The following is a 24,937-nucleotide window of genomic DNA, read 5'->3' as shown; positions in this document are numbered from 1 at the left end:
CATCGCACACCCGCGATGTAACGGAAACGTCCGCTACACGCGGCGTTCATGGCCGGATAGCGTCCCCTCCCAACGTGGCCCGAACGGCTCGGGAGGCCCTGATGATCGAAACACACGCAACACACGGCGTGGGCGGCTCGTTTGGCGTGGAGACCCGGTCGATCGACTGGGTACCGGACGAGGAACGCCACGGACGCGTCTGGCACCAGGGCCCGTTGTGGTTCCTGGGCAACTTCCAGTACTTCACTGTCGCCGTCGGTTTCGTCGGGCCCTCGCTGGGCCTGCCGTTGGGGCCGACAGTGCTGGCCGGCGTACTCGGCATCGTCGTCGGCACGCTCTTCATGGCGTTCCATGCCTCGCAGGGCCCCGTCCTCGGACTGCCCCAGATGATCCAGTCACGTGCGCAGTTCGGCTACCGCGGCGTGATCGTGGTGCTGGTGGCGACGCTCTTCACCTATCTGGGCTTCAACGTCGCCGACCAGGTGCTGCTCTCCCAAGGCCTGAACGGCGTGTTCGGCTGGAGCCGGCCCTCCGTGGCGGTCGGTGCGACCGTGCTCGCCGTGCTGCTCGCGGTCTACGGGCACGACTGGCTGCACCGCGTCTTCCGGTGGCTGCTGTACATCTCGCTGCCGCTGATGCTGCTGCTCACGGGCGGGGTGCTCACCGGACACGCCGGCGGCCAACCCTCCCACCAGCACCTCGCGTTCACCTGGGCCGCATTCTTCGCCCAGTTCTCCGCGGCGGCCGCCTACAACATCACCTATGCGCCGTACGTGTCGGACTACTCGCGGTACCTGCCGCGGGCCACCTCGGCCAGGTCCCTGATCGCGTCCGTCTTCTTCGGGGCATCCGGCTCCGCCGTGTGGCTCATCGCGCTCGGCGCGTGGCTGGCCATACGCCTGGGGGTGAGCGACGGCCTGGTCGGACTGCGCCAGGCGGGCGACCACGTCATCCCCGGGCTCGGCGCGGCCACCGCCGTCCTGTCCGTGCTGAGCCTCGTCGCCACCATGGGCATGAACGCGTACGGCGGCATGCTCACCGTGCTGACGGGCGTCGACTCGATCCGCACGATCAAACCGACGCGCGCCGCGCGCATCGTCACCATTCTCGTGCTGGCGGCGGTCTGGTATGCGATCGCCTCGCTGATCTCCGAAAACGCCGTCGCGGCGGTCTTCACCGCACTGACGCTCATGCTCTACCTGCTCGTTCCGTGGACGGCGACCAACCTTGTCGACTTCTTCTTCCTCCGGCGCGGCCACTACGCGGTCACCGACCTGTTCACCCCGACCGGCATCTACGGCGCCTGGTCATGGCGCGGCCTCACCGCCTATGCGGCCGGCTTCGCCGCCGAGATCCCGTTCATGGTCCTGCCCAACCTGGGCAGTTGGTCCTACACCGGAGCGGTCGCCCACGACCTCGCCGGAACCGACATCGCCTGGCTGGTCGGCCTGTTCGTCACCTCGATGGTCTATGTGCTGATCTCCCGCACACGCGACAGGGCCCGGGAAGAGGACGCGATCGCCCGCAGCGAGCAGCGCCTGGCGGGGGTGTGAGGGCACTTGGGCGGCGAATAAGCGATGGTCCGTCGGGCGGGGGCGACCCTACGCTGATCACCTCCGACGGGAGCCGACGCAAAGGGGCAGTCGATGGGGCGGTTCGACGGGTACGGGGTGCTGGTCACCGGTGCGGGTCAGGGGATCGGCGAGGCGGCCGCACGGCGGTTCGCGGGTGAGGGCGGCAGCGTCCTGGTCACTGACATCGTGCCCGAGCGCGCCGACCGCGTCGCCGAGGCCATCATCACGTCGGGCGGGACGGCCGAGCCGTACGCATGCGATGTCGCCGACCAGGCCGCAGTCGACGGGGCGGTCGCCTTCGCCGTCGAGCGCTTCGGCTCGCTCGACGTCCTCGTCAACAACGCCTACTCCTGCGCCGCGGATCCGGAACGTTTCGAGGAATTCGAAGACACCGCGTGGTACCGGGACTTCGAGGTGACCGTCCACGGCACGATGCGCTGCTCGCGCGCCGCGCTCCCGCATCTGGCCGCCGCGGACGGCCGCGGCGCGATCGTGAACGTCGGCTCGGTCAACTCCGAGGCGTACCACGGCTGCACCGCCTACAGCGCCGCGAAGGCGGCCCTGGTGGGGTTCACGCGGACGCTCGCTGTCCAGGCCGCCCCGCGCGGCGTGCGCGTCAACCTCGTCCAGCCCGGCACCACCCACACGGCTGGCTGGGACCAGCGCGGCCAGTCCCACGTCCTCGCGCACCTCGCCCGCCACTACCCGTTGGGCCGCGTCGGCACCCCCGAGGACATGGCCGCGGCGATCACCTTCCTCGCCTCCCGCGACGCCTCCTGGATCACGGGCGTGACCCTGCCCGTCGACGGCGGCCTGCTGGTGAGCAACCTCGGGATGAACCAGGCCTTCGACGAGGACGCGGTCGGCTGATATCACCCAGTGGTTCAGATCAGTCCGAGCTTCAGCATCAGCGCCCGGTCGAGCTCTGTGAGTCCGTCCCCATCGAGAGCGCCCTTGAATTCGCCGAGCCGAATGGGGGCAACCGAGTAGATCTGGTCGCTGAGGATACGTGACTTGGCGCCGTTGAATTGGGCCACGAGTGGTGTCACCCGGCGGCTGCCTTGAGGATCGCTGCGACGATGGGTCCGGCGAACTGGTAACCCTCGCCGCTGTTGGGGACGGTGGCCGCGGCGGCCACGTCGCCGTCGTAGGCCACGAACCAGCTGTTGGGCTTGGTCTGTCCGTCGACCTCGGCGGTTCCGGTCTTCGCACCGACGTCACCGCTGAGCCCGGTCATGGCCGGGGCCGCGGTGCCGGACTGCGCGGTCAGCTGCATCATGGAGCGGACCTCGGCGGCCACGGTGGCGGGCAGCGGCCGTGCGGCCTGGGCGAAGGTACGGCCGTCGACCGACGGCGGGACGATGAAGGGCTGGTGGAAGGAGCCCGCCTTGACGGTGGAGACCACCGATGCCATGTCCAGCGGGCTCATCAGGTCCCGGCCCTGGCCGATGTACGACATGGCCTTCAGCGACCCGGTGGCCGCGGGGATGCTGCCGTCGTAGCTGGGAGCGCCGACGTTCCAGTTGAGCCCGATCCCGAACACGTCGCGGGCCTCGTTGGCCACGGCGTCGTCCGGCAGGAAGTTCGCGGTGGAGATGAAGGCGGTGTTGCAGGAGTCCGCGAAGTCCAGGGCCATGTTCGGGTTGTTGAGCGAGAAGTTGTCGACGTTGTGGAAGGTCTGGCTGCCGTACTGGAGGTACTTGGGGCAGGGCAGCGGCTTGTCGGGGGCGACCTTCCCGGTCTCCAGCGCTGCCGAGGCGGTGATCAGTTTGAAGGTCGAGCCGGGCGCGTACGTGCCCATCATCGCCTTGTCGTATCCGACGGCCGGCTGGTTGGCGATGGCGAGGATCGCGCCGGTGCTCGGCTGGATGACCACCGTCGAGGCGTCCGGCCCCTTGGTCTTGACGGCCTGCTCGGCCGCGGCCTGGATGCGGGCGTCGATCGTGGTGGGCAGCGCCTTGCCGGACGTGCCATGGGAGAGGACATGCAGTACTTGTCCCGGTTGCCCGTTCGCGCCCTTGACGCGGATCTCAGTGCCGGGCGTGCCGCCGGTCTTGGTGCCGTAGGCCTGCTGCAGTTGGCTGAGAATCGAGCCGAGCGAGGGGTACTGGGAGGCCGTCAGCACCGTCCCGTTGCGGTCGACGACGGTGAGGGGAGGCGTGACCGACTGATCCGTCTCCAGGCTCTCGCCCTGCGTCAGCGTCGGATACAGCACGGACGGCGCCCACTTGATCACCGGGCGGCCCGACGCGTCGCGGGTCACCGTCAGCGACGAGTCGTATGCCCAGCTGGACGGCTGGCCGTTGTAGTCGAACCGGGCGCGCACCGAGAACGGCACGCTCGTGCCCATCGCGGGCCTGCGGCTCAGGCTGAGCGACGTGGCGTGGAACTGCTGACGGAACGCGGCGAGCTGGTCGGCGGCCTGCGTTGCGTCATCGGTGAGGCCGGCCGCCTTCGCGGTGTCGCCCGACGCCCACGCGGCGAGGAAGTCGCGCGAGGTGGCGGCGACATCGGCGGCCGACGGGGGAGTGCTGACCGTGGGCGACGGCTGAGGCGCGGCGTGCGCCACCGAAGCACCGGCCGACGTCCCCTGGAACAGGGTGTAACCGCCGTACCCGGCCGCGCCGACCACCACCGCGCACACACCGCCGATGACGGCACCCTTGGTACGTCCTTGCATGCGTCCTTCCCTCCCCGGACCGTCCGACACGCACCGATCCTCGAGGGGCGTGACGCGCTCGGAACTCTATGACACAGATGTGGTCATCCGGTCAAGGAACCACAACTGGCGGCAAACGCTCTGGTGCCGAAGCAGACACATATCACGTCCCGTCAGGTGCAGTGCACCCGATCCGGTCAGATCCACGTATCCAACCACATGCGGGCGCGCCAGGCGTCCAGCGGGATTGTCATACCGGTATACAGCGGGTAGAAGTAGATGAAATTCCAGATGATCAGCAGAACGAGCGTGCCCGCGCCGACCGCGCCCCACATCCGGCGTCTTTCGGTCGCTCCCCGCGGGCCCAGCATCGCCCCGACCATCATCGCCACCGCCAGGCACAGGAACGGTACGAACACCACCGCGTAGAAGAGGAAGATCGTGCGCGACTGGTAGTGGAACCACGGCAGGTACCCGGCCGCGACACCGCACAGGATCGCCCCCGCCCGCCAGTCGCGGCCCAGCGCCCACCGGTAGAGCAGGTAGAGCAGCGCGAAGCACGCCGCCCACCACAGCAGCGGTGTTCCGATGGCCAGTACTTCGCGGGCGCAGCCGCCTGCCGCCGTGCAGCCGCTCTGGCCGGGCTTCGGCGATTCGTAGTAGTACGAGACCGGGCGGCCCAGCACCAGCCAGCTCCACGGGTTGGACTGGTAGGTGTGCGGCTGCGTGAGGTGCACATTGAACTGGTACACCTCGTACTGGTAGTGCCACAGGCTGCGCAGCGGCCCCGGGATCCACGACCACGTGCCGCCGCGGCCGTCAGCCCAGTGCCGGAAGTAGCCGTTCCCGGTGACGAACCAGCCGGTCCAGGAGAGCAGATACGTCGCCAGGGCGACGGGCACGAGCGAGAGGAAGGCCGGGCCCGCGTCGCGCCGCAGCATCGCCCGGTACGGACGGGATGCCCCGGCGAGGCGCCGTGCCCCCGCGTCCCAGAGCACGGCCATGATCCCGAAGGCGACGACATAGAACGCGCCGTTCCACTTCGATGCGCAGGCCAGGCCCAGCAGCACCCCGGCCGCGATTCGCCACGGGCGCAGGCCGAGCCGGGTCAGCGCCCCGGCCTCGGCGTCCGGACGGTCGCCGTCCGGCAGGGCGGCGGCGAGCCGGGCGCGCGCCTTGTCACGATCGATCAGCAGCGCGCCGAAGGCGGCAAGCACCCAGAACATCACGATCAGATCGAGGAGCGCGGTGCGGCTCATCACGAATTCGAGCCCGTCGACCGCCATCAGCCCGCCGGCGAGGCAGCCGAGCGCGGTGGAACGGAACAGCCGCCGCCCGATCCGGCAGAGCATGAGCACCGCGAGCGTGCCGAGCAGCGCGGTCATGAACCGCCAGCCGAACGGGTTGAGCCCGAAGACCCACTCGCCGAACCCGATGACCCACTTCCCCACCGGCGGGTGCACCACGTAGGAGGGGTCCGGGCTGACCGGGATGTGCTGCGGCGTCGCGAGGATCTGCGCATTGGCGTTGTCCGGCCAGGTCGCCTCGTAGCCGAAGTGCCACAGCGCCCAGGCGTCCTTGGCGTAGTACGTCTCGTCGAATATCACCGCGCGGGGGCTGCCCAGCTGCCAGAACCGCAGTGCACCGGCGACCAGCGCGACGAGCAGCGGGCCGCCCCACCCCGACCAGCGGGCGAGGCGCCGGACCGCGGCCGGGCCCAGGCCCAGCGTCTGCCACACCCGGGCCCCGCCCGGCTCCCGGAACGGGGGGACCAGACGGTCGCTGACGGGGGTGCGGGGGTGCTCGACATGGCCGAAACGGCGCAGGCGCCGCTGCCACGCCGTCGGGTGCGCCGCGCGGGACGCGCCCGACGCGGTCGCCCCGGAGGCGGCGGCCCCGGGCTCGGTCGCGGTGTCACTGGTCACCGGGACATCGTAGGGATAGGTCGGCCGGGTGTGCGCCCCCTTGTGGATGGTCGGGCCCGGGGGCCCGCCCACGGAGTCGGCTGATGCCATGGTCGGGAGAGACTGGAGCGGTGACAGGACTCCTCGTACTCGCCGGAACGCCCATCGGAACGCCGGACGACGCCCCTCCGCGTCTGACCGCCGAGCTCGCCTCGGCCGATGTGATCGCCGCGGAGGACACCCGCCGCCTGCGGCGCCTCACCTCCGCGCTCGGTGTGACGCCGGCCGGGCGCATCGTGTCCTACTTCGAGGGGAACGAGAGCGCCCGCACCCCCGAGCTCGTGGACGCACTGGAGTCGGGCGACCGCGTGCTGCTGGTCACGGACGCCGGGATGCCGTCCGTCTCCGACCCCGGCTACCGGCTGGTGGCCGCGTGTGTCGAGCGCGGCATCCGGGTCACGGCCGTGCCGGGCCCGTCGGCTGTGCTGACCGCGCTGGCCCTGTCCGGCCTGCCCGTGGACCGGTTCTGCTTCGAGGGATTTCTGCCGCGCAAGGCGGGGGAGCGGGCCGCACGCCTGCGCGAGGTGGCGGACGAGCGCCGCACGCTCGTCTACTTCGAGGCACCGCACCGCCTGGACGACACCCTCGCCGCGATGGCGGAGATCTTCGGCGGCGAGCGCCGGGCGGCGGTCTGCCGTGAGCTGACCAAGACGTATGAGGAGGTCAAGCGCGGCCCGCTGAAGGATCTTGCAGCCTGGGCGGCCGAGGGAGTGCGTGGCGAGATCACCGTGGTGGTGGAGGGGGCGCCGCGCGCTGCCGCGGAGCAGCCGGATCCGGCCGAGCTCGCACGCAGGGTCGCGGTACGGGAGTCCGCGGGCGAGCCGCGGAAGGCGGCGATCGCCGTGGTCGCGGCGGACGCGGGAGTCCCCAAGCGGGACGTTTTCGACGCCGTCGTGGCGGCGAAATCTTCCCGCCGTTCCGGATGAGGCGAGTGCTGTTCCCACCTGCCCGTCCGTTACCGCACACACGCGGGTGCGCATCAGGGCCGGAACGTCCTAACGTGGGTGGTAAGTCCCGCACTGGGCATCCTGCCCCGGTGGGCATCAGGAGTTGCCATGAGCGAGACCGTCGGCACCCCGTACCCGCACGGTTCTTCCAACGAGACGGTGCATGAGGCGTACTCGTTCGCGTGCATGGGCTGCGGGCACGTGTGGGAGCAGTCCTACGAAATAGGGCACCACACTGACGAGGCCGGGCACACCTCCGTCACGTACTACGTGCACCAGCAGCCCGTCCCCTCGCCGCTCACCCGGCCCACGTGCATGAACTGCGGCGGGCACCACGTGCGGATCATGCGCTCCGGCCGTGTCTCCGGCGCGGTCCGGGAGCACCCCATGGGCAGTGCGATGTCCGAGCAGGGCGGGACGACCGGTTCGTGGGCGGACCCGTTCAACGTGCTCGGCGGCCTGGCCTGGGACACCGGCTGGGAGCACGAGGGGGAGGAACGGGAGGAACGGGAGGAGAAGGCCGCGGAGGACGAGGCGGAGCGGCCGCGCACCCGTCGTCCCCACCGCAACTGGGTCGCGGTGCTGCTCGCGCTGTTCCGGCGCGACCGTGACCAGGGGCGGCCCGCCTGAGGGGGTCCGGGGACGGCTCGTAGACTCCGGGCCATGGCGGAGAAGGCCGAGAAGACGGAGAAGGCGGAGAAGGACGCGGCTCCGCCGCTGCCCGAGCCGTTGCGGGTGGCGGTCGCCGACTCGCACACCCACCTCGACATGCAGCAGGGCACGGTCGACGAGGCACTGGCCAAGGCTGCGTCGGTGGGTGTGACGACCGTGGTCCAGGTCGGATGCGATCTCGCCGGGTCGCGGTGGGCGGCCGGCACCGCGGCCTCGTACGACGGCGTCCACGCCACCGTCGCCCTGCACCCCAACGAAGCCCCCCGCATCGTCCACGGAGATCCTGACGGCTGGTCGCGGCAGGGCGCGCGTGAGCCCGGCGGCATGGCGGCGCTCGACGCCGCGCTTGACGAGATCGCCGTGCTCGCCGAGCTGCCGCAGGTCCGCGGGGTCGGCGAGACCGGGCTCGACTACTTCCGTACCGGCCCGGAGGGCGTGGACGCGCAGACGTACTCGTTCCGCCGCCATATCGACATCGCCAAGCGGACCGGCAAGGCTCTGGTGATCCACGACCGCGACGCCCACGCCGACGTGCTGCGCGTCCTGGCCGAGGAGGGCGCGCCGGACACCGTGGTTTTCCACTGCTACTCCGGCGACGCCGGGATGGCGAAGGTGTGCGCCGAGGCCGGGTATTTCATGTCCTTCGCCGGCAATGTCACCTTCAAGAACGCCCAGCCGCTGCGTGACGCCGTCGCCGTCGCACCGCTCGACCTGCTGCTCGTCGAGACCGATGCCCCGTTTCTGACTCCGGCGCCCTATCGCGGGCGCCCCAATGCGCCCTATCTCGTCCCGATCACGGTACGGGCGATGGCGGCCGCCAAGGGCGTCGACGAGGACACCCTCGCCGCTGCCGTGGCGGCCAACACGGCCAAGGCCTTCGCGTACGGGCAGGTCTCACCCGCCCCATAAGCTGGGGGAGTGAGCACCACCCCATCGAGCGACACCGATCACGGCCATCTCCTCGGTCCCGCCGACATCCGGGAGCTGGCCGCCGCACTCGGCGTCCGCCCGACCAAGCAACTCGGCCAGAACTTCGTCATCGACGCCAACACCGTGCGCCGCATCGTGCGCACCGCAGGGGTGCGCCCCGAGGACGTCGTGGTCGAGATCGGGCCGGGCCTCGGCTCGCTGACGCTGGCACTGCTCGAAGCGGCGGACCGGCTGGTCGCAGTGGAGATCGACCCGGTGCTCGCCCAGGCCCTGCCGACGACCGTGCAGGCGCGCCTGCCCGGCCGCTTCGACCGCTTCTCGCTCGTCCACCGCGACGCCATGCAGGTCGACGAGCTGCCGGGCCCCGCACCGACCGCGCTCGTCGCCAACCTTCCGTACAACGTCGCCGTCCCGGTGCTGCTCCACATGCTGGCGACGTTCCCGACGATCCAACGGACCCTGGTGATGGTCCAGTCCGAGGTCGCCGACCGGCTGGCGGCCCGGCCCGGTTCGAAGGTGTACGGCGTCCCCTCGGTCAAGGCGGCCTGGTACGCGGAGGTCAAGCGGGCGGGGGCCATCGGCCGCAACGTCTTCTGGCCCGCGCCCAACGTCGATTCCGGGCTCGTCTCGCTCGTACGCCGTGCGCAGCCGCCGAAGACCAGCGCGCGCCGCGAGGAGGTCTTCGCGGTGGTCGACGCGGCGTTCGCGCAGCGCCGCAAGACGCTGCGCGCCGCCCTCGCGGGATGGGCCGGCTCCGCCGCGGCGGCGGAGGCCGCGCTGACCGCGGCCGGGGTCTCGCCTCAGGCGCGCGGAGAGGCGCTGACCGTCGAGGAGTTCGCCGCCATCGCCGAACACAAGCCCGGCATCGAGCTCTCCCGAGGAGACCAGTGACCCCCGCCCCCGTCACCGTCCGCGTACCGGCCAAGGTCAACGTCCAGCTCGTCGTCGGAGGCCTGCGCCCCGACGGCTTCCACGACCTGGCCAACGTCTTCCTCGCCGTCGGCCTCCACGACGAGGTCACCGCGACCCCGGCCGACCGGCTGCGGATCACCGCATCGGGACCCGACGCCCACCAGGTGCCGCTCGACGAGACCAACCTCGCCGCGCGCGCAGCCCTCGCGCTGGCGGCGCGGCACGGCATCGAACCCCGCGTCCACCTGCACATCAGCAAGGACATCCCGGTCGCAGGCGGCATGGCGGGCGGCAGCGCGGACGGCGCGGCCGCGCTCGTCGCCTGCGACGCACTGTGGGGAACGGGCGCCACACGCGCCGAACTCCTGGCGATCTGCGCCGAATTGGGCAGCGACGTGCCGTTCAGCCTCGTCGGCGGGGCGGCGCTCGGGCGCGGCAGGGGAGAGCGGCTCGAACCGGTCGAGGTGACCGGGACCTTCCACTGGGTCTTCGCCGTCGCCGACGGTGGCCTGTCCACCCCGGAGGTCTACCGCGAGTGCGACCGGCTCCGTGAGGCGTCCGGCGGCGGCCACACCGCCGCCGACCTCCCCGAACCGCAGCCCACGCCCGCGCTGCTCGAAGCGCTGCGCACGGGCGACGCCGCCGCCCTCGCCTGCGCTCTCGCCAACGATCTGCAGGCCGCCGCGGTGAGTCTGCGCCCCTCGCTCGCCGACACGCTGCGGGCCGGCACGGAGGGCGGCGCGCTCGCTGCCCTCGTCTCGGGCTCGGGCCCGACCTGTGCCTTCCTCGCCAAGGATCCGGAGGCGGCGGAATCCGTCGCCGAGGCCCTGCTCTCCTCGGGCACCTGCCGCAAGGTGCGGGTCACCTCGGGCCCGGTGCCGGGCGCCACCGTCTTTCCTGACGGCAGTCCTGACCGAACGCTGCCCTGAATAAACGACCGGCAGCGCCGACTACGCTGGAAGGCTCATCCGCCCCCGCACGTATGGAGAGCAATGGCCGTCAACCTGGTCAACGTCGAGGCCATCGACAAGGTGTACGGGACACGTACGCTGCTCGACGGCGTCTCGCTCGGCGTATCGGAGGGCGACCGCATCGGTGTCGTCGGCCGCAACGGCGACGGCAAGACCACCCTCGTCCGCATCCTCGCCAAGCTGGAGGAGCCGGACGGCGGCCGCGTCACCCACGTGTCCGACCTGCGCCTCGGCGTCCTCACCCAGGCGGACTCGCTCGACCCCGCCGCCACCATCAGGCACGAGGTCGTCGGCGACCTTGCCGACCACGAGTGGGCGGGGGACGCCAAGATCCGTGACGTGCTCACCGGTCTCTTCGGCGGCCTTGACCTGTCCGGCTTCCCGCAGGGCCTGGACACCATCATCGGACCGCTCTCGGGCGGCGAGCGGCGGCGCATCGCGCTCGCCAAGCTGCTCATCGCCGAGCAGGACCTGATCGTCCTCGACGAGCCGACCAACCACCTCGACGTCGAGGGAATCGCCTGGCTCGCCGCCCACCTGCAGGCGCGCCGTGCGGCGCTGGTCTGCGTCACCCACGACCGCTGGTTCCTCGACCAGGTCTGCACCCGCATGTGGGACGTGCAGCGCGGCGCCGTCCACGAGTACGAGGGCGGCTACTCCGACTACGTCTTCGCCCGCGCCGAACGCGAGCGCCGCGCCGCGAGCGAGGAGGCCAAGCGCCAGAACCTCGCCCGCAAGGAGCTCGCCTGGCTGCGCCGCGGCGCCCCGGCCCGGACCAGCAAGCCGCGCTTCCGCATCGAGGCGGCGAATGAGCTGATCGCCGATGTGCCGCCGCCGCGCGACTCCGCGGAGCTGATGCGGTTCGCCAATTCACGGCTCGGCAAGACCGTCTTCGACCTGGAGGGCGTGACCGTCACCGCCGGACCGAAGATGCTGCTCAAGCACCTGACCTGGCAGCTGGGACCCGGCGACCGCATCGGCCTGGTCGGCGTCAACGGCGCCGGCAAGACGTCGCTGCTGCGCACGCTCGCCGACGCCGCGTACTCGGGCGGCGAGCAGCAGCCCGTGGGCGGCCGGGTGGTGGTCGGCAAGACCGTCAAGCTCGCCTACCTCTCGCAGGAGGTGCGTGAACTCGACCCGACGTGGCGGGTGCTGGAGGCGGTCGAGCGGGTGCGCCAGCGGGTCGACCTCGGCAAGGGGCGGGAGATGACCGCCTCGCAGCTGTGCGAACGCTTCGGCTTCGTGAAGGAGAAGCAGTGGACGCCGGTTGGTGACCTCTCCGGAGGCGAGTGCCGCCGCCTGCAGATCCTGCGGCTGCTCATGGACGAACCGAACGTGCTCTTCCTCGACGAGCCGACCAACGACCTCGACATCGAGACGCTCACGCAACTGGAGGACGTGCTCGACGGCTGGCCGGGATCGCTCGTCGTCATCAGCCACGACCGGTATTTCATCGAGCGCACCACCGACCGGGTCTTCGCGCTGCTCGGCGACGCAACGCTGCGGATGCTGCCGCGCGGCATCGATGAGTACCTCGAACGCCGCCGCGCGGCCATCGAGGCCTCCGCCGCCGCGGCGCCGGCGGCACCGCCCAAGGCCCGGTCGTCCGCGGCCGAATCCCGTGCGGTGAAGAAGGAACTCCAGCGCATCGAACGCCAACTGGACCGCATCGCCGAGAAGGAGGCGGCACTGCACGCCGCGATCGCGGAGAACGCGACGGACTTCGAGCGGGTGGCGGAGCTCGACGCGGAGCTGCGCGGGCTGCGCGACGAGCGGGACGAACTCGAAATGCGCTGGCTGGAGATCGCGGACGACGCGTAACGGTTGAGCGGCAGACGGCCCGGCCCGCAGTCCTGTCGGCGCCCGGTGGTACAAAGAATCCGCTCACAACATCTGGCACCAACGGGGGAACCACCGATGTCGCAGCCACCGCCGCCGCCACCGGGCCAGAACTCTTACAACAGCCCCGGCAACAGCCCGTACGGGAACTCGTACAACCCGTACGCACAGCAGCAGCCCCCGCAGGGGTGGCCGGTGCAGCAGCCCGCGTACCCGGCGCCCTACTCGCCCGTCGCGCCGGCCCGAGGGCTGTCGGGCGGCAGGATCGCCGCGGTGGTCGCAGCGGTGGTCGCAGCGGTGGTCGCAGCGGTGCTCGTGGTGGCAGGCGGCGTGTGGCTCGTGGCCTTCCGCGGCGGCTCGCACAACCAGGCCCAGGGCGGCGGCGGTTCGGGCGGTGGAATCGACGCACAGCACCACTCCCAGGGAAGGCTCGTCTGGGACAAGCCCTCCCCGTCGGTGCCGTCGAGCGCCGGGCTCAAGCCCGACCCGGGCGTGTGGTTCTCCGGGGACGACGTCGTCAAGACCACGCTCAGCGGCGTCACCGCCTACAACATCGACAACGGCCACGAGGACTGGACGATCGCCGCCCCCTCCGGCACCACCTGTGCGGTGTCGCACGAGGCGGTGAACGACAAGATCGCAGTGCAGTACGGCACGCGGTGCGAGAACGTCATGCTCATCGACCTCTCGGCGCACCGCCGGCTGTGGACCAAGCCCCTCCCGTCCCGCAACGGCGACGGCAGCCCGGTCGAGTACGACTACACCCAGATCGGCATCAGCGGCGATGTCGTCGCCCTCGCGTGGGAGGGCGACTCCGTCGCCTACCAGATCGGCACGGATAAGATGCTGTGGCAGCTCCAGGACGGCGCCCAGTGCACCGACAAGGGCTTTGCTGGCGGCACACAGCTCATCGACGTCATCCAGTGCGGCTTCGACGGGCCGTACCACGTGGCCAAGCTCGACCCCATGTCCGGCAAGGCGCTGTGGACCTGGGACGCCCCGGCCGGCACCTCGGTGACCAATGTGCTGTCGGTCGACCCGGTGGTGGTCGGCATCGCCGCCGGATCGGATCTGATCACGGATGCCCTCGCCATCGACGCGAGCGGCAGGACGCGTTCCCAGTTCGCTCTCGACAAGAGCAAGGTCCACATCGACTGCCCGGCCAACGATCTGATGCCCTGCAACGACGTCGTCGTCGACAGCGGCACCGCCTACATCGCCACCGCCTCCGCCCAGGGGAACGCGGCGCAGGGCACCTACGGCCAGGTCAACGAGGTCGAGGCGATCGATCTGTCGAACGGGCAGCCTAAGTGGGTCAGCAGGGGCGACAAGGAACGGGCCCTGGAGGTCTTCGCGGAGAGCGGGAACAATCTGCTCGCGTACATGCCCGTCAGCTTTCAGAGCCCGGGGGCGATCTACCGCATCGACACCTCGACCGGTGCGGTCACGCGCTACGTCCAGTTCTCCTCGTCCACGCAGAGCGGGGAGAACAAGGCCTACGGCGTCGGCACCGGGATGGGTCTGTACTGGTACCGGGAGCACTTCTTCATGGCGCCGCAGCAGATCTACGCGGGGGGCAGCACGGGCACCACGCCGGTGTTGATCGCGGCGTTCCATTGAGCCCGTCCGGCAGAACCCCGGAGCCGGGCCGCTGGGCCGAGCGGGCGATCCCCGTCGCGATGGCCGCCCTCTTCTTCGGCCTGTACTGCGCGCTGTCGATCCGCAGGCATCAGCAGCTGCGGTCGGCCGGATACGACCTGGGGATCTTCGAGCAGGCGGTGCGTGCCTACGCGCATCCGCACGCGCCCGTGGCCCCGTTGAAAGGGCCTGGATACAACCTGCTGGGTGATCATTTCCATCCAGTGCTGATGCTGCTCGCCCGCGTGTACCGGGTCTTTCCCAGCCCGCTCACCCTGCTCGTGGCGCAGGCCGCCCTCATCGCGTCGGCGATCCTCCCGCTCTCCCGATGGGCCTGTCAAGAGATCGGGCCGGCTGCGGCGGTCGTGACCGGGTTCGGTGTCGGGGCGTCGTGGGGGCTTGTGCAAGCCGTGCACTTCGACTTCCACGAAGTGTGCTTCGCCGTCCGTCCCGCTGCTGGCCTTCGCGGCGGAGGCGGCGGCCCGGCGGCGGTGGCGGGCAGCGGTGTGCTGGGCGCTGCCGCTGCTGTTCGCCGCGGGCGGCGGCCGACGCCGTCGCCTGGGCGGAAGCCCACGGCTACCACGGCGTGGCGTACGACGACGGGATCACGTTGCTGAGAAGGGGCTGACCGGGTTTGAGTACGGACGGGGCGGAGGAGCTGCACCATGCTCCTCCGCCCCGCGAGTGGTGCGGTGGTCACCCCAGAGGCGGGTGCCGGGCCCCCACAGCACCGGCACATCTCCGCTGTCTCCCTGGGGCTCCACCGCCCGCGGCTCTCCTTGGCACACCCCCTGCCCTGCGCGGGAGCCGCAGTCCGGAAGATCAGAAGGCGTAGAGCGGGCCGCCTTGGGCGCGCATCACGCACTCGTTCGGGAAACTGCGTGCGTAGTCGACGCGTTCGCCCTGCCATGCCCCCTGCACGGTGACGACGACCGGGGCGTAGATCATGGCGCAGAACGACTGCGGCTGTGCCGGGAGCGCGGCCAGATCGCCGTCGGCGGCGCTGAGTTCGGCGCACGCTTCCTGCGGCGCCGGATGGCTCCCGCCCGGTGAGGGCGTACAGGTCAGTGTCACCGCGCGCTCCACGCCCACCGTCTGGGCGGATTCGCCGGGCGACAGGGTGAGGACCAGGGCGGACGGGGTGTCAGCCGCGGCCGTCCGTGCTGCGTCCGTCGCGCCGGCGGTATCGGCGGCGTACGCCGTGCCGCCCAACGGCAGTGCGACGGCCGCGGCGAGCATGGCGCCGCACACAGCCACCAGTCCTGCTCTGCTCCGCATATCGATCATCTCCTCGCTGAGATGTTCCGGATAACGGACGCGAGTCTGTCGATAATCTTCACGGTTTGCACATCGACCGATCCAAATCCGTCACATGTGGTGACCCTGTGGTGGCGCATCGTGTACCGGTTCGTGTCCGGTATGCGCTTCAACCACCGTCCCTGCCTGGGGAGTTGCATGAGGCGGAGGGCGGCGCGAGTGACTACACAGGGCGCACGGACGGATACGAGCCGTCCCCGAGTCGGCTGGAAACAGATCAGTAATCGCTCGGAAACGCCGGAGGGGAGGCTCGTCGAGGATCCTTCTTGTGGGTAATGGGCACACGACGACGAGTAAGCGTGTACCTTCCGGGCGAGGCCCGGTCCCGCAGTAGGTGGGGTGCGCACGGGACACTGGGCAGACGGACGCTACGACTGCTGTCGCAGCATCGGGTACGGCATTGGCATCACATCACGTGCGTGGAAACGCGCCGCACCGGGGAGTCTCACTACCGCCCGGGACTCCCGGGCCCTGCGGGAATGAGGGGGCAAGCCACATGGGCGTCAGGCTGGTGGTGGTCGACGACCACCGTCTGCTCGCGGAGGCACTCGCCTCGGCGCTGAAGCTGCGCGGCCACCGCGTCCTCGCGGCCGGCGCGCCGTGCGCGAGCGCGGCGGAGCTGGTGATCTCGCGCATGCCCGAGGTGTGCCTGCTGGGGACGACGCAACCCGCGGAGCCGGGTGTGTTCGATCCCGTGGTGAGAATCAAGCGGGAGCGTCCCACGGTTTCGGTCGTCGTGCTCGGCCCCGTACCGAGTCCGCGCGGCATCGCGGCGGCGTTCGCCGCCGGTGCCTCCGGCTACGTGCGTCACGACGAACGCATCGAGGGCGTGGAGCGCGCGATGGCGAAGGCACGCGCCGGAGAGGTCGCGGTGGCACCGGCGCTGCTGCAGGGCGCCTTCACCGAGCTGCTCCACCCGGTCGCCGAGCCGGACGACGAGGCCGGGCGCCTGCTGCAGATGCTCACCCCGCGCGAGGTGGAGGTGCTGGTACGGGTGGCGGACGGCGAGGACACCCGGCTGATCGCCGCGCGGATGGGGATCGCGTCGAGCACGGCACGTACCCATGTGCAGCGGGTACTGATGAAGCTGGGCGTCGGATCGCGCCTGGAGGCGGCGGCGCTCGCGGCCCGTACGGGGCTGCTGGAGCGCGCAGTCGCCGAACGCAACGGGCGGCGGCCCGGCTCGGCGGACTGATCACCAGTCCGCCGCACCGGGCCCCGGCGTGACGACTTCGTCTGCTGTTTCCGCTACTTCTGCTGTTCGTCGGGGGACGGCGGAGGCGGCGTCGGGCTCAGCCGGAGCCAGAGCAGGAAGAGCAGGCCGAGGGCGAGCATGCCGATACCCGTCCACAGGTTGATGTTGATGCCTTGTGCCTTCTTGATGTCGGCGCTCGACGCGGTGATGCCGGCGACGGTGACGATGACGCCGTAGACCACGAACAGGCCGCCGATGATGCGGCGTATGTCGAAGAGCCGTGCCGCGGTTGCGGACTTGGCCTCCAGCTCCTCGACCTCGTGCTGGTACTCACTCATGGGACATTGCTCCTATGCACCTGTGCCGGGGCGTCAGAACGAGAAGGGGAGGTAAAGCGCGGCGGCGAGCACCAGGGCGCCGGTGCCCAGCAACGCGGGCTTGCGGTACCAGGCCTCGTCGCCCGCTGCCGGAGGCTCCTCCATGCCCGGCGAACGCGTCCCGTACACCAGCCCGGCCAGCTCCTCCACCGGCTTGGGCTTGGTCACCAGGCTCACCGCGACCATGACCACGGCTCCGGCGACGAAGCCGACGATCGCGGAGACGAAGTTGGCGCCCTGGTCGCTGGGGATCGCGACGATGTGGTCCTTGTAGATCCAGAAGTAGTTGATCATCGCGGCGACGGTGCCCGCCAGCAGGCCCCAGAACCCGGCCTTTGCCGTGGTCCGCTTCCAGAACATGCCGATGATGAACACGACGAACAGCGGGACGTTGAAAAACGAGAACAACGTCTGCAGGTACGCCATGATGTTGCTGAAGCTGGAGGCGAGGAACGCGGTTCCGATGCTGATCAGCACGCCGATGACGGTGATGACCCGGCCGAACTTCAGGTAGTAGGCATCGGATTCGCCGCGCTTGACGTACTGCGACCAGATGTCGTTGGTGAAGACGGTGTTGAACGAGGAGACGTTGGCGGCCATGCCCGCCATGAACGCCGCCAGCAGGCCGGTCACCGCGATGCCCAGCACCCCGTTGGGCAGCAGGTCCTGCATGAGCAGCGGGATCGCGTCGTTATAGGTGAGGTTGGAGCCGGGGGTGCCGATCTTGGGCACGATCGCCGCGGCGATCAGTCCGGGGATCAGCACGCCGAAGACGATGAAGACCTTCGGGAACGCGGCGATCAGCGGGGTGCGGCGGGCCGCCGAGAGGTTCTTGGCGGACAGCGCGCGCTGCACCTCGGCGAAGTTGGTGGTCCAGTAGCCGAAGCTGAGCACGAAGCCGAGGCCGAGGACGATGGTGAGCCAGTTGGCGCCGAGCGGGTTGCTCGCGCCGATGCCCGTACCGCCCCAGGCGGTCATGAAGTTGTGCCCGTGGGAGTGGGTGAGCGTCGTGGTCAGTCCGTGCCACCCGCCGACGCGCTTGAGGCCGACGATGACGAGCGGTATGAGCGCCGCGAGGATCACGAAGAACTGCAGTACCTCGTTGTAGATCGCGGAGGAGAGCCCGCCTACGGTGATGTAGACGAGGACGAAGAGTCCCGCGACGAGGATCGCCACCCAGGTCGGCCAGCCCAGCAGCGCCTGCACGACGATCGCCATCGCGTAGAGGTTGACGCCGGCGATCAGAACCGCGGAGAAGGCGAACAGGATCGAGCTGAGCAAGTGGGCGCTCTTGTCGAAACGGCGCAGCAGGAACTCCGGGACCGAGCGCACCTTGGAGCCGTAGTAGAACGGCATCATCACCAGGCCGAGGAAGACCATCGCCGGGATCGCACCGACCCAGTACCAGTGGACGGTGTACACACCGTACTGGGCGCCGTTGGCCGCCATGCCCAGGATCTCGGTGGCGCCGAGGTTGGCGGCGATGAAGGCCAGGCCGGTGACCCACGCGGGCAGTGACCGGCCGGAGAGGAAGAAGTCGAGGCTGGTCCTGACACTGCGCTTGGCAGCGAAGCCGATGCCGAGGACCACGGCGAAGTAGATCACCAGGATCGCGTAGTCAAGACCATTGGTCGGTAGCCGAAGCCCGTCGGCCAAGTCGTACATGGGTCACTCGCTTCGTTGCGATTACACGAACGGAACCGCTCGAACGTAGCTCCCAAAGTTTCGAAAAAGAACAGGCTCTGTGAAGTTCTTTGTTGGATCGTGATCGAAGCGCGGAGGATTTGTCATAGTTAAGCGTTTACTAGTTGATGACAGGTTGGTCGCACATGGGCGCATTGACGTCGGTGGTGTGTTGTGATTGATTGTGTTCGGTTATGTTTGAGGTGGAGCGTGTGAGGAGCCTGCAGAGTGAAGAAGACGACGATGAGGCTCGCCGACGGCCGTGAGCTGGTGCACTACGACTCCCGGGACGACGTCGTGCGCGACGCGGTCGACCCTCGTCCGCTGGAGCCCACCGCCACCGCCTCCGAGATCCGCTACGACGCGCTGCTCGACGAGTGGATCGCCGTCGCCTCGCACCGCCAGGGCCGCACCTATCACCCGCCGGCAGACGAATGCCCTCTGTGTCCCTCGCGCGACGGGCGCCACTCCGAGATCCCAGCCGACGACTACGACGTCGTCGTCTTCGAGAACCGGTTCCCCTCGCTCACCGGCGGCCCGGGACCGCTCACCGCCGAGGACGGCCATGGCCTGCTCGCCCACCGTCCCGGGGCCGGACGCTGTGAGGTCGTGTGCTTCACCTCAGACCACGACGCGTCCTTCGCCGACCTCACCCCGGAGCAGGCCCGCCTCGTGCTGGAGGCATGGACCGACCGCACCGCCGAGCTCTCCCAGCTCCCCGGCGTCGAGCAGGTCTTCTGCTTCGAGAACCGCGGCCGCGAGATCGGCGTCACCCTCAGTCACCCGCATGGCCAGATCTACGGCTACCCCTTCGTCACCCCGCGCACCGAGCGCATGCTGCGCGCCCTCGACCGCCATCGCGAACGCATCGCAGGCGGGAATCTCTTCGACGACGTGCTCGCCGCCGAACGCGCTGCCGGCAGCCGGATCGTCATCGAGGCCGACCACTGGACCGCCTTCGTCCCGCACGCCGCCCACTGGCCCTACGAGGTGCACCTGTACCCCAACCACCGCGTGCCGGACCTGCTCGCGCTCGACGACGCAGCGCGCGCCGAATTCCCCGTCGTCTACCTCGAACTGCTGCGCCGCTTCGACCGGATCTTCGGCAAGGACGAGCCGCCGACCCCGTACATCGCCGCGTGGCACCAGGCGCCCGTAAGCCACCCCTCACGCCGTGACTTCGCCCTCCATCTGGAACTTTTCACCATTCGCCGCACGTCGGGCAAGCTGAAGTTCCTCGCGGGTTCCGAGTCCGGCATGAACGTGTTCATCAACGATGTGCCCCCGGAGGCGGCCGCCGCACGGCTGCGCGAGATCGCCACACCCGGCTACGAGCGAAAGGCGCGACACCAGTGAGCAGCACGGGCAAGAAGGTCCTGGTAACCGGCGGTGCCGGTTACGTTGGCAGTGTCGTCGCAGCGCACCTGCTCGACGCCGGACACCAGGTCACGATCCTCGACGACGTGACCACCGGGCACAGCCAGGGCGTCCCCGCGGGCGCCGACTTCGTCCAGGGCCGCATCCAGGACGCGGTCCGTGTGCTCGACCCGTCCTACGACGCCGTCCTGCACTTCGCCGCCAGCTCACAGGTGGGCGAGTCCGTCGTCAACCCCGAGAAGTACTGGCGCAACAATGTCGGCGGCACGACCGACCTGCTCACCGCCATGCGCGACGTGGGCGTGCGCACTCTCGTCTTCTCCTCCACGGCCGCCGTCTACGGCGAACCCCGCACCGTGCCCATCACCGAGGACGCCCCCGCGTCGCCCACCAACCCGTACGGCGCGAGCAAGCTGGCCGTCGACCACATGATCACCGGCGAGTGCGCGGCGCACGGCCTGGCCGCTGTCTCCCTGCGCTACTTCAACGTCGCCGGCTCGTACGGCCCGTACGGCGAACGGCACGACCCCGAAACCCACCTGATTCCGCTGGTGCTCCAGGTAGCTCTCGGCAAGCGTGAGTCGATCTCCGTCTACGGCGACGACTACCCAACCCCCGACGGCACCTGCGTGCGCGACTACATCCATGTCGCCGATCTTGCAGAGGCCCACCTCCTCGCTCTCGCCCATGCCCGCACCGGTGAGCATCTGATCTGCAACCTCGGCAACGGCAACGGCTTCTCGGTCCGTGAGGTGATCGAGACCGTCCGCCGCGTCACCGGCCACCCGATCCCCGAGACCGTGGCGCCGCGGCGCGGCGGCGACCCTGCCGTCCTCGTCGCCTCCGCCGAACGCGCCCGCACCCGCCTCGGCTGGAAACCCGCCCGCACCGACCTCACCTCCATCGTCCGCGACGCCTGGGATTTCGAGCTGCGTAAGGAGAACGGACAGTGACCGTCGACGCGTTCCAGGCGGCCTATGAGTTCACCCCCGAGGGTGAGTGGGCGGCTCCGGGCAGAGTGAACCTCATCGGTGAACACACCGATTACAACGACGGGTTCGTAATGCCCTTCGCGCTCCCGCTCACCACCCGCGCTGCCGTCGCGCGCCGCGACGACGGAGTGCTCCGCCTGCACTCCTCCGCCGACCCGTCCGACACCGTGTGGCTGCGCATCGACGACCTGGAGCCCGGGGGGGTCGACGGCTGGGCCTCCTACCCGGCGGGCGTGATCTGGGCCCTGCACGCCGCGGGCCACGACGCCGTCCGCGGCGCCGACATCCACTACGACAGCACCGTCCCCGTAGGCGCGGGGCTCTCCTCCTCCGCCGCGCTCGAAGTCGTCACCGCGCTCGCGCTGCGCGACCTGTACGAGCTGCCGCTGCAGCCCTGGCAGTTGGCGCGGCTGTGCCAGCGCGCCGAGAACGTCTTCGTCGGCGCCCCCACCGGGATCATGGACCAGACCGCATCGGCCTGCTGCACCGAGGGCCACGCGCTCTTCCTCGACACCCGGGACCTCAGCCACCGTCAGATCCCCTTCGACCTCGCCGCCCGGGGGTTGTCCCTGCTCGTCGTCGACACCGGCGTCAAGCACGCCCACAGCGACGGTGAGTACGGCCGGCGCCGCCGCGGCTGCGAGGAGGGCGCCGCGGCACTGGGCGTCGACGCGCTGCGCGACGTCCCCTACGAGGGGCTGGACGCCGCGCTGGCCGAGGTGAAGGACGAGAGCGTCCGGCGGCTGGTGCGGCACATCGTGACGGAGAACCGCCGCGTCGAGAGGGTCGTCGCACTGCTGGAGGCAGGTGACGCGCGGGGCATCGGCCCTCTGCTCACCGAGGGACACGCATCGCTGCGTGACGACTTCCGCGTCTCCTGCCCCGAGTTGGACCTGGTCGTCGACACGGCGAGCGACGCCGGAGCGCTCGGGGCGCGGATGACCGGGGGCGGATTCGGCGGCTCGGCGATCGTTCTCGTGGAGGACGGGCTCTGCGAGAAGGTCGAGGAGGCGATCGCCGCGGCGTTCGACGACGCGAAGCTGCGGTCCCCGCGCATCTTCCCGGCGACGCCCTCCACGGGAGCGACGCGCGTGCGGTGAGCGCGCACAGCCGGTGCGCACATTCGCACCTCACCCCGACCCCACTGCCGGTATTGTCGTGAGGAGTACGGCTGGGGGAGTGTGATCACATGGCCCGGATCCGTGTTCTCGTCGTCGACGACCATCGAATCTTCGCTGAATCGCTCGCCGCCGCGCTCGCGGCGGAATCCGATGTGGAGGTGTCGGCGGTCGGCAGTGCACCGGCCGCCCACCGCTGTCTGGAGCGGGCGGTCTCCGACGGCCGCCGCTTCGACGTGATGCTGGTCGACGCGGATCTCGGCACCGCGGTCAGGGTGCCGGCCCCCCGTCGGCCCGAGCAGACCGGCGGCGCGCCCGACGACGCGGGCGCCACCACGGTCCCCGACGGCATCACCCTCATCGAGAAGGCCCGCACCGACCACCCCGCGCTGCGCACCGTCGTGCTCGCCGAGCGTGACGATCCGCGCCGGGCCGCTCGCGCCCTGCAGGCGGGCGCGTCCGGATGGGTCGCCAAGGACAGTTCCCTCTCCCGCCTGCTCGCCGTCGTCCGCGGCGTGCTGCGCGACGAGACGCATCTGCCGCCTGCCCTGTTGACGGGGGTACTGCGTGAGTTGACGGCCGCGCGCCGCCACCGCACCGAGAGCGAACGCCTCGTGGAGTCGCTGACACCCCGTGAACAGGAGGTGCTGCGCTGCATGGTGGCGGGCCTTGGCCGTAAGGCCGTCGCCGAGCGGCTCTTCCTCTCCCCCCATACGGTCCGCACCCACATGCAGAACGTCTTGGGGAAGCTGGGGGTGCACTCGACGCTCGCCGCCGTCGCACTCGCCCGCCGCGCCGGCGTCGGCCCCATCGACCTCGGCGTCCCGGCCGGCGCGGGCAGCTCACCTTCGTAGCACCGTCACCCCGGCACGTTGCCGCGTCAGCCCGGCTCGTTGTCGAAGGGTGCCGTCAACTGCCTTAGCAGCCCCGCGAGTTCGCCTCGCTGTGCAGCCGACAACTCACCCAGGATCGCCCGCTCCTGGTCGAGCAGGCCGGCGAGCGCCTGGTCGGCGCGGTCCTGCCCCTCCCGCGTCAGGCGGACCAGCACCCCGCGTCGGTCGTTGGGGTCGGGCAGCCGTTCGACGAGCCCCTTCTTGGCGAGCCGGTCGATGCGGTTGGTCATGGTGCCGGAGGTCACGAGCGTCTGGGTGAGCAGCTGTCCCGGCGAGAGCTGGTACGGCGATCCGGCGCGGCGCAGGGAGGTGAGCACGTCGAACTCCCATGGCTCCAGGCTGTGCTCGGCGAAGGCGAGCCGGCGCGCGCGGTCCAGGTGCCGCGCGAGCCTGCTGACCCGGCTGAGCACCTCGAGCGGCTCCACGTCGAGGTCAGGGCGCTCTCGGCGCCATGCAGCAACCAGCCGATCGACCTCGTCCTCCATGCCGATCAGTGTAGTGGTTGTGTCGACGTGAAGTCTCTTGACTTCAAGAAAACTCTCTTGATATCAATAAGCTTGATATCAAGAGATTGGAAACCGGATTGTATGGGCAATGTCGTCGCCGAGAGACCTTCGACTAGGCCTTTCGGTACCGGCCACGCCACCTCACAAGAGCCATAAGGGGCCCGCCATGCACCAGGCGACCTGGGATCCACACCAGTACCTCCGGCACTCCGGCCACCGCACGCGGCCGTTCCGCGACCTCCTCGCCCGCATACCCGAACTCCCGGGTACCCCGCCGAAGATCGCCGACCTCGGCTGCGGGCCGGGCAACGTCACCGTCCAGCTCGCCGACCGCTGGCCGGACGCCGACATCACCGGCCTCGACAGCTCCGCCGAGATGCTCGCGAGCGCCGAGCAGTACGCGGGCCGGACCCCGTCGGGCGGCACTGTCCGCTTCCGCCATACCGACGCCGCCGTCTGGATCCCCGATCAGGCCTACGACCTCATCGTCTCCAACGCCGCTCTGCAGTGGGTCCCCAACCACCCCGACATGATCCCCCACTGGGTCGGATCCCTCGCCCCGGGCGGCACCTTCGCCCTCCAGGTCCCCGGCAACTTCGACGCCCCCAGCCACGCCCTGCTCGCCGAGCTCTGCGACGCACCCCAGTGGCACGACCGTCTCAAGGGGCACGGCCGCCGCTACGTCCACATCCTCGAACCCGCCGGATATCTCGAGCTCTTCGACTCGCTCGGATGCACCGTCGACGCATGGGAGACCACCTACGTCCAGCTCCTCCACGGCGAGGACCCGGTGCTGGAGTGGACCAAGGGCACAGCGCTGCGTCCCGTCCTCACCGCACTCGCAGACGACCCTCCCGCCCGGGAGGAGTTCCTCGCCCAGTACCGCGACCTACTGCGCAAGGCCTACCCGTCCGGTCCGCGCGGCACGGCCTTCCCGTTCCGCCGGATCTTCGCAGTGGCCACGAAAAGGAGCTGAACCCCGATGATCAGTGCACTCGACCACGTCCAGCTCGCCGCGCCGCCCGGCACCGAGGACGAGTTGCGTGCGTACTACGGTGACGTGCTCGGGATGACGGAGATCCCCAAACCCCCGCTGCTCGCCGCGCGCGGCGGCTGCTGGTTCGCCTCGGGCGCCGCCCGGCTGCACATCGGCGTCGAGGAGGGGTTCCGGCCCGCCAGGAAGGCGCACCCGGGCATCAGGGTCGACGGGATCGACGCCTTTGCCGCTCGCCTGGAGGAGCGCGGCGCGAAGGTCGTCTGGGACGACAACCTCCCCGGGCACCGCCGCTTCTACTGCGAGGACCCGTTCGGCAACCGCCTGGAGTTCCTGGAGCCCGTCGGCGCCGGCTGAGCCACCCCGGCCACTGACGCCA

Annotated in this window: 23 protein-coding genes and 1 pseudogene; 17 read left to right on the top strand and 7 right to left on the bottom strand. The window is 70.1% G+C overall.

The features are described 5' to 3' along the window. The first annotated feature begins 101 nt into the window (after nt 1–101). Both NGB36_RS08125 and NGB36_RS08120 read left to right on the top strand, forming a co-directional pair. Entirely contained in the window at nt 102–1,553 is a 1,452-nt protein-coding gene (locus NGB36_RS08125; protein ID WP_255919471.1) for a purine-cytosine permease family protein, read from the top strand. Nucleotides 1,554–1,646: 93 nt separating this feature from the next. Then, nucleotides 1,647–2,444 (top strand): SDR family NAD(P)-dependent oxidoreductase, encoded by a 798-nt coding sequence (locus NGB36_RS08120; protein WP_255919470.1) that lies wholly within the window; start codon nt 1,647–1,649, stop codon nt 2,442–2,444. 14 nt (nt 2,445–2,458) lie between these two features. On the opposite strand, the gene NGB36_RS08115 is transcribed toward NGB36_RS08120, so the two are convergent. The 3 genes from NGB36_RS08115 to NGB36_RS08105 all read right to left on the bottom strand — a co-directional run bounded on the left by NGB36_RS08115 (nt 2,459) and on the right by NGB36_RS08105 (nt 6,158). Beyond that, the gene (locus tag NGB36_RS08115; RefSeq protein ID WP_255919469.1) at nt 2,459–2,611 is read right to left on the bottom strand and encodes a type II toxin-antitoxin system PemK/MazF family toxin; all 153 of its coding nucleotides are present in this window, start codon (nt 2,609–2,611) and stop codon (nt 2,459–2,461) included. Nucleotides 2,612–2,619: 8 nt separating this feature from the next. After that, entirely contained in the window at nt 2,620–4,254 is a 1,635-nt protein-coding gene (locus NGB36_RS08110; protein ID WP_255919468.1) for a penicillin-binding transpeptidase domain-containing protein, read from the bottom strand. A gap of 176 nt (nt 4,255–4,430) precedes the next feature. Further along, nucleotides 4,431–6,158 carry a dolichyl-phosphate-mannose--protein mannosyltransferase gene (locus tag NGB36_RS08105; protein ID WP_255919467.1) on the bottom strand — a complete coding sequence of 576 codons (1,728 nt, stop codon included), beginning with the start codon at nt 6,156–6,158 and terminating at the stop codon, nt 4,431–4,433. Nucleotides 6,159–6,268: 110 nt separating this feature from the next. Here NGB36_RS08105 and rsmI point away from each other — a divergent pair, with 110 nt between their 5' ends. The 8 genes and pseudogenes from rsmI to NGB36_RS08065 all read left to right on the top strand — a co-directional run. Next, the gene (rsmI, locus tag NGB36_RS08100; protein ID WP_255919466.1) at nt 6,269–7,123 is read left to right on the top strand and encodes a 16S rRNA (cytidine(1402)-2'-O)-methyltransferase; all 855 of its coding nucleotides are present in this window, start codon (nt 6,269–6,271) and stop codon (nt 7,121–7,123) included. 129 nt (nt 7,124–7,252) lie between these two features. Further along, a complete protein-coding gene (locus tag NGB36_RS08095; protein ID WP_255919465.1) occupies nt 7,253–7,774 on the top strand; it encodes a hypothetical protein in 522 nt (173 codons plus the stop codon). Between the two features lie 33 nt (nt 7,775–7,807). Then, complete coding sequence (locus NGB36_RS08090) at nt 7,808–8,725, top strand: TatD family hydrolase (protein WP_255919464.1); 918 nt, start codon at nt 7,808–7,810, stop codon at nt 8,723–8,725. A gap of 9 nt (nt 8,726–8,734) precedes the next feature. After that, the gene (gene rsmA / locus NGB36_RS08085) at nt 8,735–9,637 is read left to right on the top strand and encodes a 16S rRNA (adenine(1518)-N(6)/adenine(1519)-N(6))-dimethyltransferase RsmA (protein ID WP_255919463.1); all 903 of its coding nucleotides are present in this window, start codon (nt 8,735–8,737) and stop codon (nt 9,635–9,637) included. Next, entirely contained in the window at nt 9,634–10,587 is a 954-nt protein-coding gene (locus NGB36_RS08080; RefSeq protein WP_255919462.1) for a 4-(cytidine 5'-diphospho)-2-C-methyl-D-erythritol kinase, read from the top strand. Before rsmA ends, NGB36_RS08080 begins: the two co-directional genes overlap by 4 nt. Nucleotides 10,588–10,650: 63 nt before the next feature. After that, nucleotides 10,651–12,450, top strand: coding sequence for an ABC-F family ATP-binding cassette domain-containing protein (locus tag NGB36_RS08075; protein WP_255919461.1), 1,800 nt, complete (start codon nt 10,651–10,653; stop codon nt 12,448–12,450). 96 nt (nt 12,451–12,546) lie between these two features. After that, nucleotides 12,547–14,088 (top strand): PQQ-binding-like beta-propeller repeat protein, encoded by a 1,542-nt coding sequence (locus tag NGB36_RS08070; protein WP_255919460.1) that lies wholly within the window; start codon nt 12,547–12,549, stop codon nt 14,086–14,088. A gap of 98 nt (nt 14,089–14,186) precedes the next feature. Next, nucleotides 14,187–14,634: pseudogene (locus NGB36_RS08065) on the top strand (DUF2079 domain-containing protein); the annotation flags it as partial. A gap of 294 nt (nt 14,635–14,928) precedes the next feature. Here NGB36_RS08065 and NGB36_RS08060 read toward each other — a convergent pair. Next, nucleotides 14,929–15,384, bottom strand: coding sequence for a subtilase-type protease inhibitor (locus tag NGB36_RS08060; protein WP_255919458.1), 456 nt, complete (start codon nt 15,382–15,384; stop codon nt 14,929–14,931). Nucleotides 15,385–15,919: 535 nt separating this feature from the next. Between NGB36_RS08060 and NGB36_RS08055 the strand changes: the two genes are divergently transcribed. Then, nucleotides 15,920–16,618, top strand: a complete 699-nt coding sequence (locus tag NGB36_RS08055; protein WP_255919457.1) for a helix-turn-helix transcriptional regulator — start codon at nt 15,920–15,922, stop codon at nt 16,616–16,618. Nucleotides 16,619–16,671: 53 nt separating this feature from the next. Here NGB36_RS08055 and NGB36_RS08050 read toward each other — a convergent pair whose 3' ends face one another. Further along, nucleotides 16,672–16,956, bottom strand: a complete 285-nt coding sequence (locus tag NGB36_RS08050) for a hypothetical protein (protein WP_255919456.1) — start codon at nt 16,954–16,956, stop codon at nt 16,672–16,674. A gap of 33 nt (nt 16,957–16,989) precedes the next feature. Then, nucleotides 16,990–18,660: a sodium:solute symporter family protein gene (locus NGB36_RS08045; protein ID WP_255919455.1), complete on the bottom strand. Its 1,671-nt coding sequence runs from the start codon at nt 18,658–18,660 to the stop codon at nt 16,990–16,992. A 246-nt stretch (nt 18,661–18,906) separates the two neighbouring features. Here NGB36_RS08045 and galT point away from each other — a divergent pair, with 246 nt between their 5' ends. The 4 genes from galT to NGB36_RS08025 all read left to right on the top strand — a co-directional run bounded on the left by galT (nt 18,907) and on the right by NGB36_RS08025 (nt 23,019). Beyond that, nucleotides 18,907–20,034 carry a galactose-1-phosphate uridylyltransferase gene (gene galT, locus NGB36_RS08040; protein WP_255919454.1) on the top strand — a complete coding sequence of 376 codons (1,128 nt, stop codon included), beginning with the start codon at nt 18,907–18,909 and terminating at the stop codon, nt 20,032–20,034. Next, entirely contained in the window at nt 20,031–21,008 is a 978-nt protein-coding gene (gene galE / locus NGB36_RS08035; RefSeq protein ID WP_255919453.1) for a UDP-glucose 4-epimerase GalE, read from the top strand. The genes galT and galE overlap by 4 nt, the downstream gene beginning before the upstream one ends. Beyond that, on the top strand, nt 21,005–22,147 hold the full coding sequence (gene galK / locus NGB36_RS08030; RefSeq protein ID WP_255919452.1) for a galactokinase: 1,143 nt from the start codon (nt 21,005–21,007) through the stop codon (nt 22,145–22,147). The genes galE and galK overlap by 4 nt, the downstream gene beginning before the upstream one ends. Nucleotides 22,148–22,236: 89 nt before the next feature. Next, nucleotides 22,237–23,019, top strand: a complete 783-nt coding sequence (locus NGB36_RS08025) for a response regulator transcription factor (RefSeq protein WP_255919451.1) — start codon at nt 22,237–22,239, stop codon at nt 23,017–23,019. 26 nt (nt 23,020–23,045) lie between these two features. Here the strand turns inward: NGB36_RS08025 and NGB36_RS08020 are convergent, their stop codons facing one another. After that, on the bottom strand, nt 23,046–23,543 hold the full coding sequence (locus NGB36_RS08020; protein WP_255919450.1) for a MarR family winged helix-turn-helix transcriptional regulator: 498 nt from the start codon (nt 23,541–23,543) through the stop codon (nt 23,046–23,048). Nucleotides 23,544–23,730: 187 nt separating this feature from the next. Here NGB36_RS08020 and NGB36_RS08015 point away from each other — a divergent pair, with 187 nt between their 5' ends. Continuing rightward, complete coding sequence (locus NGB36_RS08015) at nt 23,731–24,540, top strand: trans-aconitate 2-methyltransferase (RefSeq protein ID WP_255919449.1); 810 nt, start codon at nt 23,731–23,733, stop codon at nt 24,538–24,540. Between the two features lie 6 nt (nt 24,541–24,546). Beyond that, a complete protein-coding gene (locus NGB36_RS08010) occupies nt 24,547–24,915 on the top strand; it encodes a VOC family protein (protein ID WP_255919448.1) in 369 nt (122 codons plus the stop codon). Nucleotides 24,916–24,937 lie beyond the last annotated feature (22 nt).

This window comes from Streptomyces humicola (assembly GCF_024436035.1).
In the GTDB taxonomy this organism is placed as follows: domain Bacteria; phylum Actinomycetota; class Actinomycetes; order Streptomycetales; family Streptomycetaceae; genus Streptantibioticus_B; species Streptantibioticus_B humicola.
This window is presented reverse-complemented; position numbering and strand designations above follow the sequence as displayed.